The 16,540-nt window shown below is 67.6% G+C and carries 15 protein-coding genes and 1 pseudogene; 6 read left to right on the forward strand and 10 right to left on the reverse strand.

Annotated features, from left to right (window positions below):
* Window positions 1–26: 26 nt before the first annotated feature.
* Together ACFX4F_RS15575 and ACFX4F_RS15580 are read right to left on the reverse strand one after the other, a co-directional pair.
* Window positions 27–797, reverse strand: coding sequence for a rhomboid family intramembrane serine protease (locus ACFX4F_RS15575; RefSeq protein ID WP_380656839.1), 771 nt, complete (start codon window positions 795–797; stop codon window positions 27–29).
* A 106-nt stretch (window positions 798–903) separates the two neighbouring features.
* Window positions 904–1,860, reverse strand: a complete 957-nt coding sequence (locus tag ACFX4F_RS15580; RefSeq protein WP_380656842.1) for a TerC family protein — start codon at window positions 1,858–1,860, stop codon at window positions 904–906.
* Window positions 1,861–2,211: 351 nt separating this feature from the next.
* On the opposite strand from ACFX4F_RS15580, the gene ACFX4F_RS15585 reads away from it, so the two are divergent.
* Window positions 2,212–3,381, forward strand: coding sequence for a class I SAM-dependent rRNA methyltransferase (locus tag ACFX4F_RS15585; RefSeq protein WP_340571536.1), 1,170 nt, complete (start codon window positions 2,212–2,214; stop codon window positions 3,379–3,381).
* Window positions 3,382–3,453: 72 nt separating this feature from the next.
* On the opposite strand, the gene ACFX4F_RS15590 is transcribed toward ACFX4F_RS15585, so the two are convergent.
* Both ACFX4F_RS15590 and ACFX4F_RS15595 read right to left on the reverse strand, forming a co-directional pair.
* On the reverse strand, window positions 3,454–4,320 hold the full coding sequence (locus ACFX4F_RS15590) for a hypothetical protein (protein WP_380656846.1): 867 nt from the start codon (window positions 4,318–4,320) through the stop codon (window positions 3,454–3,456).
* The gene (locus ACFX4F_RS15595) at window positions 4,317–5,135 is read right to left on the reverse strand and encodes a protein klaA (RefSeq protein ID WP_380656849.1); all 819 of its coding nucleotides are present in this window, start codon (window positions 5,133–5,135) and stop codon (window positions 4,317–4,319) included. Before ACFX4F_RS15595 ends, ACFX4F_RS15590 begins: the two co-directional genes overlap by 4 nt.
* Window positions 5,136–5,292: 157 nt before the next feature.
* On the opposite strand from ACFX4F_RS15595, the gene ACFX4F_RS15600 reads away from it, so the two are divergent.
* Complete coding sequence (locus ACFX4F_RS15600) at window positions 5,293–6,534, forward strand: dipeptidase (RefSeq protein ID WP_312705148.1); 1,242 nt, start codon at window positions 5,293–5,295, stop codon at window positions 6,532–6,534.
* A 70-nt stretch (window positions 6,535–6,604) separates the two neighbouring features.
* On the opposite strand, the gene ACFX4F_RS15605 is transcribed toward ACFX4F_RS15600, so the two are convergent.
* The 3 genes from ACFX4F_RS15605 to ACFX4F_RS15615 form a co-directional block, all read right to left on the reverse strand.
* A complete protein-coding gene (locus ACFX4F_RS15605) occupies window positions 6,605–8,032 on the reverse strand; it encodes an amino acid permease (RefSeq protein ID WP_380656852.1) in 1,428 nt (475 codons plus the stop codon).
* Window positions 8,033–8,186: 154 nt separating this feature from the next.
* Complete coding sequence (locus ACFX4F_RS15610; RefSeq protein WP_099819410.1) at window positions 8,187–8,600, reverse strand: hypothetical protein; 414 nt, start codon at window positions 8,598–8,600, stop codon at window positions 8,187–8,189.
* 46 nt (window positions 8,601–8,646) lie between these two features.
* Window positions 8,647–9,723 carry an aldo/keto reductase gene (locus tag ACFX4F_RS15615; RefSeq protein WP_099819409.1) on the reverse strand — a complete coding sequence of 359 codons (1,077 nt, stop codon included), beginning with the start codon at window positions 9,721–9,723 and terminating at the stop codon, window positions 8,647–8,649.
* A gap of 111 nt (window positions 9,724–9,834) precedes the next feature.
* Here ACFX4F_RS15615 and ACFX4F_RS15620 point away from each other — a divergent pair, with 111 nt between their 5' ends.
* On the forward strand, window positions 9,835–10,803 hold the full coding sequence (locus ACFX4F_RS15620; protein WP_099819408.1) for a LysR family transcriptional regulator: 969 nt from the start codon (window positions 9,835–9,837) through the stop codon (window positions 10,801–10,803).
* Here ACFX4F_RS15620 and leuE read toward each other — a convergent pair.
* Entirely contained in the window at window positions 10,741–11,370 is a 630-nt protein-coding gene (gene leuE / locus ACFX4F_RS15625; protein ID WP_099819407.1) for a leucine efflux protein LeuE, read from the reverse strand. The two genes, ACFX4F_RS15620 and leuE, sit on opposite strands and share 63 nt — an antisense overlap.
* A 12-nt stretch (window positions 11,371–11,382) precedes the next feature.
* Entirely contained in the window at window positions 11,383–12,357 is a 975-nt protein-coding gene (locus tag ACFX4F_RS15630) for a LysR family transcriptional regulator (RefSeq protein ID WP_099819406.1), read from the reverse strand.
* A gap of 90 nt (window positions 12,358–12,447) precedes the next feature.
* Between ACFX4F_RS15630 and ACFX4F_RS15635 the strand changes: the two genes are divergently transcribed.
* Window positions 12,448–13,455 carry a zinc-binding alcohol dehydrogenase family protein gene (locus tag ACFX4F_RS15635; protein WP_099819405.1) on the forward strand — a complete coding sequence of 336 codons (1,008 nt, stop codon included), beginning with the start codon at window positions 12,448–12,450 and terminating at the stop codon, window positions 13,453–13,455.
* A gap of 145 nt (window positions 13,456–13,600) precedes the next feature.
* On the opposite strand, the pseudogene ACFX4F_RS15640 reads toward ACFX4F_RS15635, so the two are convergent.
* Window positions 13,601–14,206: pseudogene (locus ACFX4F_RS15640) on the reverse strand (glutathione S-transferase family protein).
* Window positions 14,207–14,251: 45 nt separating this feature from the next.
* Between ACFX4F_RS15640 and rmuC the strand changes: the two are divergent.
* Together rmuC and ACFX4F_RS15650 are read left to right on the forward strand one after the other, a co-directional pair.
* Window positions 14,252–15,802 carry a DNA recombination protein RmuC gene (rmuC, locus tag ACFX4F_RS15645; RefSeq protein WP_380656860.1) on the forward strand — a complete coding sequence of 517 codons (1,551 nt, stop codon included), beginning with the start codon at window positions 14,252–14,254 and terminating at the stop codon, window positions 15,800–15,802.
* A gap of 70 nt (window positions 15,803–15,872) precedes the next feature.
* Window positions 15,873–16,274 (forward strand): hypothetical protein, encoded by a 402-nt coding sequence (locus tag ACFX4F_RS15650; protein WP_380656863.1) that lies wholly within the window; start codon window positions 15,873–15,875, stop codon window positions 16,272–16,274.
* Window positions 16,275–16,540 lie beyond the last annotated feature (266 nt).

Below are 16,540 nucleotides of genomic sequence, written 5' to 3' on the forward strand. Positions count from 1 at the left end.
CTTCCGGGATCCGACCCCGTCACCGCTCAACCGCGCGGGTCTTCCGGCCGGCGGAACGGGACAACCACATAGTCCTGCCCTTCGCGCGGCTGCCACAGTACCGGCACGCGCTGCGGCGACGGCGGCTCGAGTTCGTCGTCGGCCAGCGGCTCGATCTCTTCTTCCTCGTCTTCCCAGCTGTAACGCGGGCGCGGCGGCAAGGGATCGGCGTTGCGGAACAGCAGCGCGGCGATGATGCCGGCGAAGGCACCGCCCATGTGCGACTGCCAGGACACGCCGTCGGCGTGCGGCAGCACGGTCATCAGCATGCCGCCGTAGAACAGTATGCCGATCAGCCCGGTGGCGATGGCCGCGCGGTCGCGGCGCAGCAGGCCGAGGCTGGCCAGCAGGAACATCAGGCCGTGGGTGACGCCACTGGCGCCGAGATGGAAGCTGCCGGGGTTGCCCAGCATCCACGCACCGATGCCCGAACCGACCCAGAGCAGGGGCAGGGCACGTAGCGTGGCCTTCGGATAAACGCTGCCGGCGAGGGTGCCGAGGATCAGGATCGCGGCGCTGTTGGCGGCGATGTGTTCGACCGAGGCATGCAGCAGCGGCCCGCCGATCAGGCCGAGCAGGCCCTTGGCTTCCAGCGGTGCCACGGCCCAGGGTCGCCAGTCGAAATGGTCCTGCAGGGCGAACACGGCCACCAGCACCAGCACGGCAGCCAGGCTGGCGTTGAAGGCGCGCAGGATGCGCGTGCGGTCGTTGCGATCGGCCGGCGCGTCGCCGGCGGGCAGGGGCGCGTTCGTGTTCATACCCTCAGCAATGGCGGTGGCCGGCGCGAAACCAAGGCCACCGCTGCGGGAGAGTGGGTGCGGCCGGCGGGACAATCCACCAGCCGCACCCTTCAAGACGCCTGGATCAGGCGCTGCCTTCCTTCGGCGGGTTCTTCAGGCTCAGCACCACCGTGGCGGCGATGATCACCGCGACCACGCCCAGCGAGATCGGGGTCGGGATCTTGAACAGGTCGATGATCATCATCTTGATGCCGATGAAGGCCAGCACCAGGGCCAGGCCGTACGGCAGCAGGTGGAAGCGGTCAGCCATGCCGGCCAGCAGGAAGAACATCGCACGCAGGCCGAGCACCGCGAACACGTTGGAGGTCAGCACGATGAACGGGTCGGTGGTGATCGCGAAGATCGCCGGGATGCTGTCCACCGCGAAGATCACGTCGGTGACTGCAATCAGGATCAGCACCGCGAACAGCGGGGTGAACCAGCGCACGCCGTCGCGCTTGACGCTCATCGCGTTGCCTTCGTAATCCGGCAGCAGGCGCAGGTGCTTGCGCATCCAGCGCAGGGCCGGATTGGCTTCCAGGTCAGGCTCCTGGCCCGCGGCGAACCACATCTTCCAGCCGGTGAAGAGCAGGAAGGCGCCGAACACGTAGAGCAGCCAATGGAACTGGGTGATCAGCACGCTGCCGGCGAAGATCATGATCGTACGCAGCACGATCGCACCCAGGATGCCGATGATAAGCACCTTCTGGCGCTGTTCCTCCGGCACCGCGAAGTAGCTCATGATCATCAGGAAGACAAAGATGTTGTCCACCGCCAGCGCCTTCTCGACCAGGTAGCCGGTCAGGAACTCCAGGCCGACCTTGTTGGCCACGACCTGGCCGGCGGTCTCGTTCAGGTAGAACCAGAGGCCGCCGTTGAAGGCCAGCGCCAGCGCGACCCAGCCGATGGACCACCACAGGGCCTCCTTGAAGGTGACCTTGTGCGGGCCACCATGGCGCATCAATACGAGGTCGACCAGCAGGGCGATGACCACCACCGCTGCGAAGCCGCCCCACAACCACAAATTACCGATCGTCTGCATGGGTTTGTCCGTTGGGAAATGAAAAATGCCTCAAGCCGGACGGCGAGGATCTGCAACGGAGGATCGGGAGGGGATCCAGGGACAGAGCTTCGCCAGTACGGCGAAGGTCTCGCTCGCAGTTCCGATGGGCCGGAACTGCCGTTGCACCGGAGCCTGCGGGCTCGAATTGACGGCGACAACGTCTGGGAGCTACTCCCCTTCTGCCACCGATTCTGCGGCCTGGCCGGGCCGGCGTCAAATGCACTGGGGCGGGGCCAGCTCTGGTAGGTGCCAACCTTGGTTGGCACACCGGCCCGGGGGGGCAGAGCCCCTGTGGGGATCTGACCCCAGCGCCCGGTTTACAATAGGTGGATGAATACCCCCCTTCCCGTTGTCCGCCTCAAGAACGCGTGGCGTTCCAGCCACCCGTGGATCTTCCAGAAACTGGTCGAGAAGCCGACCGTCCGGCCCAAGCCCGGCTCCCTCGTTGACGTCGTCGGCGTGGATGGCGAGTTCATCGGCCGTGGCTTCTACAACGGGCATTCGCGTATTGCCGTACGCATCCTCGAAACCGACCCGCAGATCCCGGTGGATGCCGGCTGGTTCTCGCGCAAGATCGCCCAAGCGGTGTCGCTGCGTCGTGAGGTGCTGAAGCTAGATGCGGTGTCCGACGCCTGGCGCGTGGTGCACAGCGAAGGCGACGGCCTGTCCGGCCTGGTAGTGGACCGTTACAACGACCTGGTGGTGGTGGAGTTCTTCGCCGCCGGCATGTTCCGCCACCGCGAGTGGATCTACGACGCGCTGCGCGAACAGTTCCCGGGCTGCCGTTTCCACAGCTTCGCCGACGAACACGTGCAGAAGCAGGAAAGCTTCGACTTCCATGGCAACACCACCACCGAAGCGTCGGTGATCACCGAGTACGGCATCAAGTTCCGCGCCGACCCGGCCGGTGCGCACAAGACCGGTTTCTTCGCCGACCAGCGCGAGAACCGTGAGTGGCTGAGCCAGCAGGTGGAAGGCAAGAGCGTGCTCGACCTGTGCTGCAACACCGGCGGTTTCGCGGTGTATGCGGCCGCGCGCGGTGCATCGGAAGTGGTCGGCATCGACATCGATGAAGACGTCATCCAGATCGCCAAGGGCAATTCGCGCCTGAACAACGTGCGCCCGAAGTTCGTCCAGTCCGACATCTTCCCGTGGCTGCGTGATGCGGCCAACCGCGGTGAGCAGTACGACGTGGTGATCCTGGACCCGGCGAAGATGACCCGCGACCGTGAGCAGGTGATCACCGCGCTGAAGAAGTACCTGGACATGAACAAGCTGGCGCTGGGCGTGGTCAAGCCCGGTGGCCTGTTCGCCACGTTCTCCTGCACCGGCCTGGTGGCCGAGGACCAGTTCCTCGACATGCTGCGTCGTGCAGCGTACTTCTCCGGCCGCACCATCCAGATCCTGAAGGTGGCCGGCGCAGGTCCGGATCATCCGTTCATGGCCCACGTGCAGGAATCGCGTTACCTGAAGGCCGTGTTCTGCCGCGTGGTGGACTGACCCACGGCGCGTGGAGCCGAGTGCTGCTCGGCTCCCGCACACAGCACGGAAGACTGCCCCCGTGCGCCAGCCTCAGGGCTGTGCGCGCGGCGGCGCAGGAACCGGCTGCAGCTGCTGCAGCAACCCGTTGATCACCTCGGACCTGCGGCGCAGGTGTCCACCGAGCACGATCGCCACCGTACCCAGCGCCAGCAGCGCCGGTACCGCAAGCAGCGCCAGCACCCAGCCGACGTCGAACAGAAGCCAGCTCAGCAGACGCTGGTCATGCCATCGCTGTGACCGTTCGGAGCGGGGCAGACCGGCTGCCTTCTCGAAGCGGGACTGCATTGCCGGCGATACCGGAACGCCGATGTCCTCGCCATTGGCCAGCGCGCGTGCGGTGGCAACCACGGCCGGCGAGGCCACGCCGTAGGGCAGCTCCTGCTGTGCACGCAGATAGGCCTGCCACTGCGGGCTGAAGCTGCTGAAGTCCGGACTGGCGATGAGCGCGTCCAGCTGCCGATGGTCGAGCCGATCGCCCTGGCCCATGGCGGGTGCGGTGATGCCCATGCTTCCCCATGCACCGCACAGCAGCATCGAACCCAGCGCGAACGACCAGGCGAAGCGGCGAACGCGATGGCGGCCGAGCAGGTCGCGCACACCGAAGTACATCCACACCAGCAGCAAGGGCGTCATGACCAGCAGGATGAGCAGCTGCTTTCCTGTGTCCTTCCCCCCATAGCCGGCCGGCACGTGCGCCCACGAAGGCGGACCGAGTTCGGTGCCGGTGAAGGCCAGCGCCATGTAGGCCAGCGCTGTGGCCGCCAGCGGAATGCAGGCCAGGCCGAAGACCCGCAGCAGCGAGGCCCGCCGGTAGAACGCGCGCAGGCCCGGAACGGCTTCCGCCCGCGCCTGCAGGTCCGGTGGGATCTGCAGCGGATCGCGTACCGGCGCGCTCATGCCGGCACCCCCGACGTGCGCAGCAACTGCTGCAGCGCCTGCTTCAGCTGGTCCTGCGCCTGCGCAGCACTGGCGATCATCTGCGGGCTGGCGTTGTCGCTGTTGTGCAGCGCCTGGAGGGTCTGGCGCCAGATCGGCAGCAGGATCTGCACCGTCTCGCTGTAGCGGTCCAGCAGGTCGATGGCATTGCTGCGTGCCAGCTGCACCTGCATCCGGCTCATCGAATGGCTGGCCAGCAGGGCGGTCAGGTTGGCCACCCGGCGCTGCAGCCGCTCAACCGGGCGGTCGAGCACCGGCGCATCATCGGTGCTGTCGACGGTCGCTGGCAGTTCCTGCAGGAACTGCACGCCGGCATCGATGTACACCTGCAGCCGCACACCCTGCACGTCATGCTCGAGCAGCTGCGCATCCAGTCGATCAACGCTGGCGCGCACGGCGATGGCCTCGCGCTCGATCCTGGCCAGTACATCGCCGTTGCTGCCCATGGCGATGCGCCGGCGCAGGCGTTCTTCGATATCGGCACCGGTGAACCGCTGCCACCACCCCGCGCGCTGCAGCAGGGCATTGGGATCGTGTTCGGACAGCCGGCTGACCAGCTCAGCAAGCGCCTGCGCCAGCGCGTTGGCGCTGCCATCCTGCCAGGCCGGCTCGGCGCTGGCACTGGCCAGGTCGGCGGGGCCATAGCGGCCGATGTCGGTGCGCCCGGCAAACAACGGTGGCAGCACATCACGCTTGAGCTGCTCGACGGTGACCACGCTGGCGGGAACAGGCGCTTCGCCCTGCACGGGCAGCGCCGGAGGCTGGGACTTCGACATCGGTGTTTCCATTCCATGGTCGACGCAGCACGCGGTGCTGCACGCTGCCCTTATCGGCTGCGGGCGAGTGTAATGGAGCCGGCTGGCCAATGCGGCACTACCCGCGTTGGCCGTCACGGCGCTATGGTCGTGTCCTTCCCATTGCCGGTGGATGCCCATGCCGTCGTTGCGTCGTCTGTCCCTGCTGCTCGCGCTGGCGCTGAGTGCGCCGCTGTCCGCCCATGCCATCGACTTCAGCGCGCAGGAACTGGCCCGGGCCAAGGCACTGCAGCAGCGCCTGCTGACCCTGGACAGCCATCTGGATACGCCGGCCAACTTCGGCCGCGACGGCTTCGACATCGAGCAGCGGCACGACCGCAATGCGCTCTCGCAGGTGGATTACCCGCGCATGGTCGAAGGCGCGCTGGATGGCGGCTTCTTTGCGATCTACACCGACCAGGGCGATCGCACTGCCGCTGCGCATCTGGCCGAGCGCGATCACGGCCTGCAGCGTCTGCTGGAGATCCGCGAAATGCTGGCCGCCAACCCCGAGCGCTTCGCGCTGGCGCTGACCGCCGATGACGCGGCGCGCATCAAGGCCGCCGGCAAGCGCGTGGTCTACATCAGCATGGAGAACGCCAGCCCGCTGGTGGCCGACCCGAGCCTGCTCTCGTTCTATCACCGTGCCGGGCTGCGCCTGCTCAGCACCGTGCACTTCGCCAACAACGAGTTCGCCGATTCGGCCACCGACCCCAAGGGCGCGGAGTGGAAAGGCCTGAGCCCGGCCGGCAAGGACCTGGTACGGCAGGCGGTGAAGCTGGGCATCGTCATCGACCAGTCGCACGCCTCCGATGCCGTGTTCGACGATCTGCTGGCGATGATGCCGGTGCCGTTCGTGTTGTCGCACAGCTCGGCCAAGGCGATCTACGACCACCCACGCAACCTCGATGACGCGCGCCTGCGCAGGCTGGCCAAGGCCGGCGGCGTGATCCAGGTGAACGCGTATGGCGGCTACCTGATCGACACCGCCAAGTCGCCCGAGCGCAAGCAGGCCGAAGAGGCCCTGAGCAAGCAGCTGGGTGGCTGGGAAGGCATGACCATCGAACAGGGCGTTGCCCTGCAGAAGGCCGAGCAGGCACTGGACCACGAACATCCGGTGCGCCATGCCAGCCTGGACGACTTCTTCGCCCACTTCGAGCACATCCTGAAGGTCGTCGGCCCCGAGCACGTCGGCATCGGCCTGGACTGGGATGGCGGCGGTGGCCTGAGCGACCTGCCCGATGTCAGCCAGTTGCCGAAGATCACCGCGTGGCTGTTGCGCAAGGGCTACACCGAGCAGCAGATCGCCGCCATCTGGGGCGGCAACCTGCTGCGGGTGATGCGCCAGGCGCAGGACTACGCGGCAAAGCAGGGCGGCTAGCCGCCCTGCGCTAGGGCCGGCCGCTGGCCGGCAATCCCCAAGGACCGCCGGGCATGGCCCGGCGCTACCTTTACCGGCCGATCAGCGCATTGCGACGGCTGTAGGCGAAGTACAGCACCAGGCCGACCACGTTCCATGCCAGGAAGTACAGCTGGGTGGTGTGCGGCAGGCTGACGAACAGGTAGATGCAGCCCAGTGCCGCCAGCGGGCCGACGATGAAGGCAAACGGTGTGCGGAAGGTGCGCTCGCGGTTCGGCTCACGCACGCGCAGCACCACCAGGCAGATGCCAACGGCGGTGAACGCGGCCAGGGTGCCGGCATTGGCCAGTGCGGCGATCTCGTCGAGGCGCGCCACACCGGCCAGCGCCGACACCACCACGGCGGTGAACAGCGTGGTCGCCACCGGCGTGCCGGTGCGCGCGTTGACCTTGGACAGGCCACGCGGCAGCAGGCCATCGCGGCTCATCACGAAGAAGATGCGGCTCTGGCCATACAGGAACGCGAGCAGCACGGTCGGCAGGGCGATGATCGCGATCACGCCGATCAGCATCGCCGCGGTCGGCTGGCCCAGCTGGCGCATGATCAGTGCCAGCGGCTCGGCACTCTGGCCGAACACGGTGTAGCTCATCGCACCGATCGCGGCCAGCGCCACCAGCACGTACACGATGGTGCAGCCGACCATCGAGCCGATGATGCCGATGGACAGGTCGCGGCCGGGGTTCTTGGTTTCTTCGGCGGCGGTGGAGATCGCATCGAAGCCGTAGAACGCGAAGAAGATGATCGCCGCTGCCGCCATCACGCCGCGCTCGACGCCATCCGGTCCCAGCGTCTTGGCGAACCCGTAGGGCATGAACGGCTGCAGGTTGTTGGCGTCGAACGCCGGCAGGGCCACCGCCACGAAGATGGCCAGCGCGATCAGCTTGAACACGACCAGGATCGCGTTGAGGGTGGCGCTCTCCTTGGTACCGGCCATCAGCATCAGTGCCACCAGCCAGGTGATGACGATGGCGGGCAGGTTGATCATGCCGCCGTCGACGTGCGGGCCCGCCGCGAGCATGGCCGGCAGGCGCAGGTCCCAGCCGAACTGGGTATGCACCCATTCCAGGAAGCCGACGAAATAGCCCGACCAGCCGACCGCCACGGTACTCACCACCAGCGAGTACTCCAGGATCAGGCTCCAGCCCACCACCCAGGCAAAGACTTCGCCCAGGGCACTGTAGCTGTAGGTGTAGGCGCTGCCGGCGGCCGGCATCATCGTGGACAGTTCGGCGTAGGCCAATGCCGCGCAGGCACACACCGCGCCGGCGATGGCGAAGGAGATCAGCACGGCGGGGCCGGCGCGGTCGGCACCGACGCCGATCAGGGTATAGATGCCGGTGCCGACGATGGCACCGATGCCCAGCGCGATCAGGTGCGGCCAGCTGAGGGTCGGGACCAGGCGCCGGCCGGCTTCATGGACGGTGACGGAATCTAGGGACTTGCGCCGGAGCAGGGACATGCAGGCCTCGGAAGGGGTGACTGAGAACGACAAGTCCCCGAGTGTGACCGAACGCAGCGCAGCATTGCCACTGACGGGGGTCATGGCCGGCACAGCGCGCGCTGGACTGTGGGCACGCTGCCGGAATCGGCACAAACGGCCTCAGTCCAGGCGGCTACCAGTGACAGCCGTCGTCCTGGAAGGCGTTGAAGTCTTCTTCGAAATCCGTGCGGCGACCGTCTCGGGCCCGCACGTAGCTGAAGCTGTAGATCCGTGCGCCCTGCGTGCTCAGCGTGTAGTGACCGTTGATACGGCCCTCCACGCGCTCTTCCCAGACGGTATCGAACTGGTAGGGGCGGTCTTCGTCCAGCACCGTGCTCTCTTCGGAAACCCGGTGCAGCGGCAGGCGCTCGCGGTGCCCGGCGTAGCGCACATCGGCGCGGCCATCGTCCAGCCAGCGCCATTCCAAGTGGATCGTGCCGTTGGCACCGCCGGTGAGGCAGCGGTGATCCGGTGCGGCCGTGGCCGGTGCACTGGCAAGCAGCAACACCAGGGCTGCAGCGACCGCGAGTGTTGGTGTTGCGGCCATGGCGCCTCCTTCCAGCATGGGGCGCCAGCATAGCGCGCCCCCGGTATTACCTGCCCGGTGCGCGTGGCTGCAGACGCGTACCACCGCTCATCAGCATGCGCGGCAGCGGCATCTGCAGGAAGTCGTGCGGAAAGGCCGGCGCGACCGCGCTGATCGCATCCAGCCGTGCCAACGCCTCAGCCGGCAGCGCCAGATCCAGCGCCGCCAGGTTGTGTTCCAACTGGTCCAGGGTGCGTGCACCGACGATCGGCATGGCCCCGGCCGCGGGTCGTTGCAGCAACCAGGCCAGAGCGACCTGCGCAGCCGAGTACGACAGCTCTGCCGCGATCGCAGCGACTTCCCCGGCGATGTTCAACGAACGCGGCGTCAACGCGCCATTGATGAGCGCGACATTGCGCCTGGAACCACCCGGCGCGGCCTCGGCGGTCTCGGCTGCGGCCAGGTCCGCCGCGCTGTATTTGCCGGTCAGCACGCCGCTGCCCAGCGGCGACCACGCCACCACGCCCAACCCGAGCGCATCGGCCATCGGCAGCAGTTCGTGTTCGACGCTGCGCTGGATCAGGCTGTATTCGATCTGCAGCGCCACCAGTGGCGACCAGCCGCGTAGATCGGCCAGGGTCTGCATGCGCGCGATCTGCCAGGCTGGCGTGTCCGAGATGCCGGCGTACAGCACCTTGCCGCTGCGCACGAGGTCGTCGAAACCGCGCATCACCTCGTCCACCCCGGTGGTGTCGTCCCAGGCGTGCAGGTACAGCAGATCCAGGTAGTCGGTGCCGAGCCGGCGCAGGCTGTCCTCCACCGAGCGCATCATGCTCTTGCGATGGTTGCCGGCGTTGTTCGGATCGCCCGGCACGGTCGCCAGGGTGTACTTGCTGGCGATCACCAGCCGTTCGCGGCGGCCTTGGGCGAACCGCCCGAGCAGGGTCTCTGCGCTGCCATTGGTGTAGTTGTTTGCGGTATCGACGAAGTTGCCGCCACGTTCGACGTAGGCATCGAAGATGCGGCGGGCCTCGGCTTCGTCCGCGCCCCAACCCCAGTCGGCACCGAAGGTCATCGTGCCCAGCGCCATCGGGCTGACACGCAGGCCGGAGCGGCCGAGCAGGCGGTAGTGATCAAGTGACATGTGGCATTCCATCGGAGGAGGCGGGTGTTCCGCCGGGAGGCCAAGCATCCGTCCGATGATCTTGTGAATAAACTGGATGCAGTCGAACTGACAATGAAGGAAGGCTTCACAATGGATCCCTCCGCACCGCTGTCTGCGGTGGTTGCCTTTGTCCACGTGGCCGACCACGCCAGCTTTACCCGTGCCGCCGATGCCTTGGGCGTCTCGACCTCGGCGCTGTCACAGAGCGTGCGTGCGCTGGAGGCGCGGATGGGCGTGCGCCTGTTGCAACGGACCACGCGCCGGGTGGGTCTGACCGAGCACGGCGCACGCTTCCTGCAGCGCGTGCGTGGCGGGTTGGCACAGATCGAATCGGCCTTCGACGACCTGGACAGCGCGCGGACGGTGCCGGCCGGTCGGCTGCGCATCACCCTGCCACGCATCGTTGCCGAACGCCGGGTTCTGCCGGCGCTGCCGTCCTTCCTGGCCCGGTATCCGCAGGTAGAGGTGGAATTGTGCGTGGAGCCGGCGCTGACCGATCTGGTCGCCGAGGGGTTCGACGCCGGCATCCGCCTGGGTGAATCGTTGGCGCAGGGCATGATCGCGGTGCCGATCGGGCCGCCCGAGCGCCAGGTGGTGGTGGCCACGCCGGGCTACTTCGCGCGCCACGGGGTGCCGCTGAGCCCGCAGGAGCTGCAGGGCCACGACTGCATCGTCCATCGCCGCGCCAATGGCCGGCTCATGCCCTGGGAATTCAGCCGTGAGGGGCGTGACCTGGACGTAGCCGTCGCGGGGCGGCTGGTGTTCAACGATGCCGAACTGGCCTATGCGGCGGTGCTGGCTGGGCTCGGCATGGCGCAGGGCTTTGCTTCGCTGGTCGCCGACGACCTGGCCGCCGGCCGCCTGCGCAGCGTGCTGGAGGACTGGCAGCCGCCGTTCCCCGGCTTTCATCTGTACTACCCGGCGCGCGAGCATATGGCGCCCAAGCTGCGGGTGTTCATCGACCACCTGCGCGCGGCCCTCCGCGCCGACGGGCTCTCAGCCGTTCAGGCCCAGGCGGATGCCAAAGCCGACCAGGAACAGGCCGGCCACACGCCGTAGCGCATCGCTGACCCGCGGGTGCTGGATCAACCGACGGCGGGCCAGGTTGCCGACCCAGATCAGCAGCGAGCAGTAGGCGATGCTGACCACGAAGATGATGCCGGCCAGTGCCGCGAAGGTGGCCATGCCCTGGTGGGCTTTGGGGTCGATGAACAGCGGCAGGAACGCCATGTAGAACAGGATCGCCTTCGGATTGAGCAGGCTGACCAGGATCGCCTGGTGGAAGTAGCGTCCCGGCTGCATGCGCACCGGGCCAACTTCGGCACCGTCACCCTTGGGCGTGCGCAGCAGGCTGATGCCGACCCACACCAGGTACGCCGCGCCGAGATACTGCACGGCATGGAACACCGTCGGATTGGCCTTCAGCAGCGCGGCCACGCCGGCCAGCGCCAGCCACATCAGGATCTGGTCGCCGACCAGCAGGCCGGCCAGCGCCGTGTAGCCGCCGCGCACACCGCCACGACCGGTGGCGGTCAGCAGGGTGAAGGTGCCCGGCCCGGGCAGGGCCAGAAACACCAGCACGGCGACCAGAAATGTCCACAGGTCCTGGATGCCCATCCACGGCATGGCGCGATTCTCTTACAACAGGGGAGCGCCATTGTCGGCCAGTGACGTTGCAGGCGACAGGGGCACGTCGCCATGGCCGGGCATCGCGGACAGCAGCGGTTGCAGGTACTGGCGCAGCTGCGCGTGCAGTTGCCGCACGGCCGGTGAGAACTGCTTGCGGTGCGGGCACACCAGCTGAAGCGGGATGTGGCTGCCGATGCCATCCAGCAGCACCTGCAGGCGTCCACCCAGCACATCGTCGCGCACATCCAGCCAGGATTTGTAGGTGATGCCTTCGCCGGCGACCGCCCAGCGCCGCACCACGTCGGCGTCGTCGCAGACCAGTGGCCCGCGCACCGGGATCACCACGCGGCGCCCCTCAAGCTCGAACGACCAGCGATCGTAGGCGCGCCCGCCGAGCTGGTAGACAAGGCAATCGTGTTCGCGCAGATCCTCCAGCCGCGAGGGCACACCACGCCGCCGCAGGTACTCGGGGGATGCGGCCAGCACGCGTCGGTTGCCCTCCAGCAACGGCAGGGCGACATAGCTGGCGTCGTCGAAGTGCCCGATGCGGATGGCCACGTCGACCGGGTCGCGGAACACGTCGGCCACTTCGTCGGACAGGCGCAGGTGCAGGCGCAGCCGTGGATGCGCGGCACGGAACGCAGTCAGCCACGGCAGCAGCAGGTTGCGGCCGAAGTCCGAGGGCGCCGACAACTGCAGGGTGCCGTGCAGCTCCGCATCCTCGCCCTGCACCCGCGCCTGGCCTTCGCGCAGGGTGGTCAGAACGTCCTGCGCGTACGGCAGGTACAGCGCACCTTCGGCGGTCAGCCGCAGGCTGCGGGTGGTGCGTACGAACAGGCGCAGGTCCAGTTCGCGTTCCAGCCGTGCCACCGCCGCGGCCACCTGGCCCGGCAGCAGGTCGGCCTCGCGCGCGGCCTGCGAGAAGCTGCCCAGCGCAGCGGTGCGGACGAACAGCTGCAGATCATCGAAGCGGACCATTTTCATTGCTGCAGTGAAAGTGTTGACCGATTCTGCGCCTTTCTGCCCCCCCTGCGCACGGCGCACGCTGTGGCCTCTCCTCACTGGATCTCCCCCATGCGCGCCATTGCCTACACCCATGCCGGCCTGCCGATCGACGACCCGCAGGCCCTGATCGACCTCGACCTGCCCCTGCCGCAGCCGGGCCCACGCGACCTGCGGGTGGCGGTGCGCGCGGTGGCGGTGAACCCGGTCGACACCAAGGTGCGACGCGGCGCTGCCACCGACGGCCCACGCGTGCTCGGGTGGGATGCGGTCGGCGTGGTCGATGCGGTTGGCAGCGAGGTGACCCTGTTCCAGCCCGGCGACGCGGTGTACTACGCCGGTGTGATTGATCGCCCGGGCAGCAATGCCGAATACCAGTTGGTGGACGAGCGCAGCGTTGGCCGCAAGCCGGCCAGCCTGGACGATGCCGCGGCGGCGGCGCTGCCGCTGACCGCGATCACCGCATGGGAACTGTTGTTCGACCGCCTGCGCATCGCCGAAGGCGGTGGCGACGGCCAGACCCTGCTGGTGATCGGTGCAGCGGGCGGCGTCGGTTCGATCCTGGTGCAGTTGGCGCGTCGGCTGACCAAGCTGACGGTGATCGGTACCGCCTCGCGACCGGAGACCCAGGACTGGGTGCAGGCGATGGGCGCGCACCATGTGATCGACCACACCCGGCCGCTGGCCGAGGGCCTGGCCCGGCTGGGCATCACCGAGGTGGACCACGTGGCCAGCCTGACCCACACCGACCAGCACTACGCACAGATCGTCGAGCTGCTGGCGCCGCAGGGGCAGCTGGGACTGATCGATGACCCGGGCCAGATCGATGTGATGGCGCTGAAGCGCAAGGCGCTGTCGCTGCACTGGGAATCGATGTTCACCCGGCCGCTTTACAGGACCGCGGACATGCAGCGCCAGCATGACCTGCTGAACCGGGTCGCCGAACTGGTCGATGCCGGTGTGCTGCAGACCACGCTGGGTGAGCACTTCGGGCGCATCGACGCGGCCAACCTGCGCCGTGCGCACGCGCTGCTGGAAAGCCATCGGGCCAAGGGCAAGATCGTGCTGGAAGGCTGGTAAGGCCACGCCCTTCCTGTAGAGCCGAGCCCACGCTCGGCTGCTGTTGGCGCATGCCGTTCAGCCGAGCATAGGCTCGGCTCTACACACGTACCCTCCGACGTGTCGACCAAGGTCGACACCTGCCAACGGCGGCGAGAACCTCTCCTCAGGCCACTCCGTTGTCCACGTAGGCGGTGAAACCCGGCTGCTGTCGCAGGCGCTCGAACCAGGCGTCCACATGCGGCAGCACCGGCTTGTTGCCGGGGGTGCTGCGCCAGCGCTGCGCCGACAGGCCGAGGACGATGTCGGCGAGGGTGAAGGTGGTGCCCGCCACGTAGGCGTTGCTGGCCGCCAGTTGCGCGTCCAGCGTGCCCATCAGCTGGTTCCAGTGCGCCAGGCTGGCCTCCGCGCGTGCGTCGTCCGCGAAATCGGGGTGCTGGCGGACGCGGGCCATGAACACGTGGCGTCAGGCGCTGTTGAGGTCGGTGGCCTGCCAGTCCATCCACTGCTCGACCCTGGCGCGGTCCTGCGCCACGGTGGGTAGCAGGTCATCGCGGCCCTGGCGTGCGGCCAGGTAGCGGCAGATGCTGTTGGACTCCCACAGCACCAAGTCGCCGTCGCGCAGCACCGGCACCTGCCGGTTCGGGTTGAGCGTGGCCAGCAGGTCCGGCGCGGGTGCCGGGTCATGCGTGAACGCGAGATCGAGTTCGGCGCACAGCCACAGCACTTTGCGCACGTTGATCGAGGTGGGCTTTCCGTAGAGAACAAGCATGGGCGTGTTTCAGCACTTGAGACTGGGCCAGCCTACACTTGCCACATGCAAACCGAATTCCTCCTCGTCGCCGGCCTGTTGCTGGTCGTGCTCGTCCTGCAACTGGTGGCGCTGCTGCGCCGCCCTCCCCACGACCGCCTGGAACAGGCCGTGCGTGATGAAGCGCGCGTCGGCCGCAGCGAGCTGCGCGAGCAGCTCGATGGGTTCGCGCGCGCGCTGACCGATCTATCCACCCGCACCGATCAGCGTCTGGATCTGCTGCGTGAAGCGCTGGGCGAAGATGCGCGCAAGGCCCGCGCCGAGGCGGCCGACAGTCAGCAACGCAGTGCCGTCTCGCTGGGCGAACGCCTGCAGGAACTGCGCGTGCAGCTGGATGTGTTCGGCCAGCAGCAGGAGGCACGCATCCATGCGTTCGGAAAGCAGCTGCAGGAACTGACCGCGCGTACCGATACCCAGTTCGGTGCGCTGCGGCAGGCTCTGGTGGAGGATGCCCGCAAGGGCCGCGAAGAAGGCGCGCAGTCGCAGCAGCGCCTGACCGAGAGCCTGGGCCTGCGCCTGCAGGAGCTGACCCAGCGCAACGAACAGCGCATCTCGGAAATGCGCACCACCCTGGAAGAACAGCTGCGCGCGCTGCAGGCCGACAACGCGCAGAAGCTCGAACAGATGCGCCACACCGTGGACGAAAAGCTGCAGTCCACGCTGGAAACGCGGCTGGGCAATTCGTTCAAGCTGGTGTCCGAACGCCTGGAACAGGTGCAGCGCGGGCTGGGTGAAATGCAGCAGCTGGCGACCGGCGTGGGCGACCTGAAGCGGGTACTGACCAACGTCAAGAACCGCGGCAGCTGGGGGGAAGTGCAGCTGGAGAACATCCTCGAGCAGACTCTCACCCAGGAACAGTACGCGCGCGGGGTCAAGGTGCGTCCTGACGGCAACGAGATGGTCGACATCGCCGTGCGCCTTCCGGGCCGTCGCGACGACGACACGCCGGTCTGGCTGCCGATCGATTCCAAGTTCCCGCGCGAAGACTATGAGCGCCTGCTCGATGCGCAGGAACAGGGTGATGCCGAGGGCGTGCGCCTGCAGGGCATCCAGCTGGAACGCGCGATCCGCGTGCAGGCCAAGTCGATCAGCGAAAAGTACATCGTGCCGCCGCACACCACCGATTTCGCGGTGATGTTCGTGCCCACCGAAGGGCTGTATGCCGAGGTGATCCGGCGTCCGGGCCTGGTCGACCTGCTGCAGCGCGAGCACCGCGTGGTGGTGGCTGGCCCGACCACCGTCACCGCGTTGCTCAACAGCCTGCAGATGGGCTTCCGTACCCTGGCGATCGAGCAGCGATCGAGCGAAGTGTGGGGGCTGCTGGGCGCAGTGAAGAGCGAGTTCGGCAAGTTCGCCGGCATCCTCGAGAAGGCCGAGAAGCAGATCACCACCGTGGGCCGCAGCATCGGCGAGGCCAGCCGCAAGACCCGCACCATCGAACGCCGACTGCGTGGCGTGGAATCACTGGCGACCGAACAGGCGCAGGACCTGCTGGGCGATCTGAGCGAAGCACCCAGCGACGAAGAGGCGGCAGAAGGCGAGGGTGAGGACGCCTGACGCCGGCTGACACGCCATCTGCATCGTCGGATGCGTATGCTGGCGACGTCCACACCGATCAGGTACTGCCATGCGCCTCCGATTCCTTGCCAGCCTTGCGCTGAGCGCGCTGCTTGCCAGCTGCAGCAGCACCCCACCGGCCGGTGGAGATGGCGGCGCGGCAGCCACAGCGGCCGACAGCCCTGAAGCCGCTGCAGCCCTGCAAGAAGCGCGCGATGTGGACTGTCGCGCGGCGGGCGGTACGCTGCAGCCGTTGGGCCGCCTGCAGCGTGTGCAATGCGTGATTGCCTATGCCGATGCAGGCAAGACCTGCAGCAGCAAGAGCGACTGCAGCGGCCAGTGCCTGGCGACGGGCGAGGTCGCTGCCGGTGCGGTGGCGACCGGCACCTGCCAGCGTGATGTCAGCCAGAACTTCGGTTGCCGCCAGCGCATCGACGGTGGCAAGGCACAAGGCACCATCTGCGTCGATTGAGGATGTCCCGTAGAGCCGAGCCCATGCTCTGCTACCGTGGCATCAGCCGAGCATGGGCTCGGCTCTACAACAGCGCGTGCGGCGGTATGCTGGTGGGCCTTTCCCCGCTGCAGCCGGAGCCCCCGCGTGAGCACCTCGATACCTTCGGTTGCCGCCAGCGCATCGACGGTGGCAAGGCACAAGGCACCATCTGCGTTGATTGAGGATGTCCTGTAGAGCCGAGCCCATGCTCGGCTACCGTGGCATCAGCCGAGCATGGGCTCGGC

Source organism: Stenotrophomonas sp. YIM B13575 (assembly GCF_042787595.1).
GTDB classification, from domain to species: Bacteria; Pseudomonadota; Gammaproteobacteria; order Xanthomonadales; family Xanthomonadaceae; genus Stenotrophomonas; species Stenotrophomonas lactitubi_B.

What these genes read in the sequence shown, in the direction of transcription:
- ACFX4F_RS15600 (WP_312705148.1), top strand. Translation starts at nt 5,293, where the DNA reads ATGCCGTCGTTGCGTCGTCTGTCCCTGCTGCTCGCGCTGGCGCTGAGT.
- ACFX4F_RS15595 (WP_380656849.1), bottom strand. Translation starts at nt 5,135, where the DNA reads ATGTCGAAGTCCCAGCCTCCGGCGCTGCCCGTGCAGGGCGAAGCGCCT.
- ACFX4F_RS15605 (WP_380656852.1), bottom strand. Translation starts at nt 8,032, where the DNA reads ATGTCCCTGCTCCGGCGCAAGTCCCTAGATTCCGTCACCGTCCATGAA.
- ACFX4F_RS15610 (WP_099819410.1), bottom strand. Translation starts at nt 8,600, where the DNA reads ATGGCCGCAACACCAACACTCGCGGTCGCTGCAGCCCTGGTGTTGCTG.
- leuE (WP_099819407.1), bottom strand. Translation starts at nt 11,370, where the DNA reads ATGCCGTGGATGGGCATCCAGGACCTGTGGACATTTCTGGTCGCCGTG.
- ACFX4F_RS15615 (WP_099819409.1), bottom strand. Translation starts at nt 9,723, where the DNA reads ATGTCACTTGATCACTACCGCCTGCTCGGCCGCTCCGGCCTGCGTGTC.
- ACFX4F_RS15585 (WP_340571536.1), top strand. Translation starts at nt 2,212, where the DNA reads ATGAATACCCCCCTTCCCGTTGTCCGCCTCAAGAACGCGTGGCGTTCC.
- rmuC (WP_380656860.1), top strand. Translation starts at nt 14,252, where the DNA reads ATGCAAACCGAATTCCTCCTCGTCGCCGGCCTGTTGCTGGTCGTGCTC.
- ACFX4F_RS15630 (WP_099819406.1), bottom strand. Translation starts at nt 12,357, where the DNA reads ATGAAAATGGTCCGCTTCGATGATCTGCAGCTGTTCGTCCGCACCGCT.
- ACFX4F_RS15590 (WP_380656846.1), bottom strand. Translation starts at nt 4,320, where the DNA reads ATGAGCGCGCCGGTACGCGATCCGCTGCAGATCCCACCGGACCTGCAG.
- ACFX4F_RS15580 (WP_380656842.1), bottom strand. Translation starts at nt 1,860, where the DNA reads ATGCAGACGATCGGTAATTTGTGGTTGTGGGGCGGCTTCGCAGCGGTG.
- ACFX4F_RS15575 (WP_380656839.1), bottom strand. Translation starts at nt 797, where the DNA reads ATGAACACGAACGCGCCCCTGCCCGCCGGCGACGCGCCGGCCGATCGC.
- ACFX4F_RS15635 (WP_099819405.1), top strand. Translation starts at nt 12,448, where the DNA reads ATGCGCGCCATTGCCTACACCCATGCCGGCCTGCCGATCGACGACCCG.
- ACFX4F_RS15620 (WP_099819408.1), top strand. Translation starts at nt 9,835, where the DNA reads ATGGATCCCTCCGCACCGCTGTCTGCGGTGGTTGCCTTTGTCCACGTG.
- ACFX4F_RS15650 (WP_380656863.1), top strand. Translation starts at nt 15,873, where the DNA reads ATGCGCCTCCGATTCCTTGCCAGCCTTGCGCTGAGCGCGCTGCTTGCC.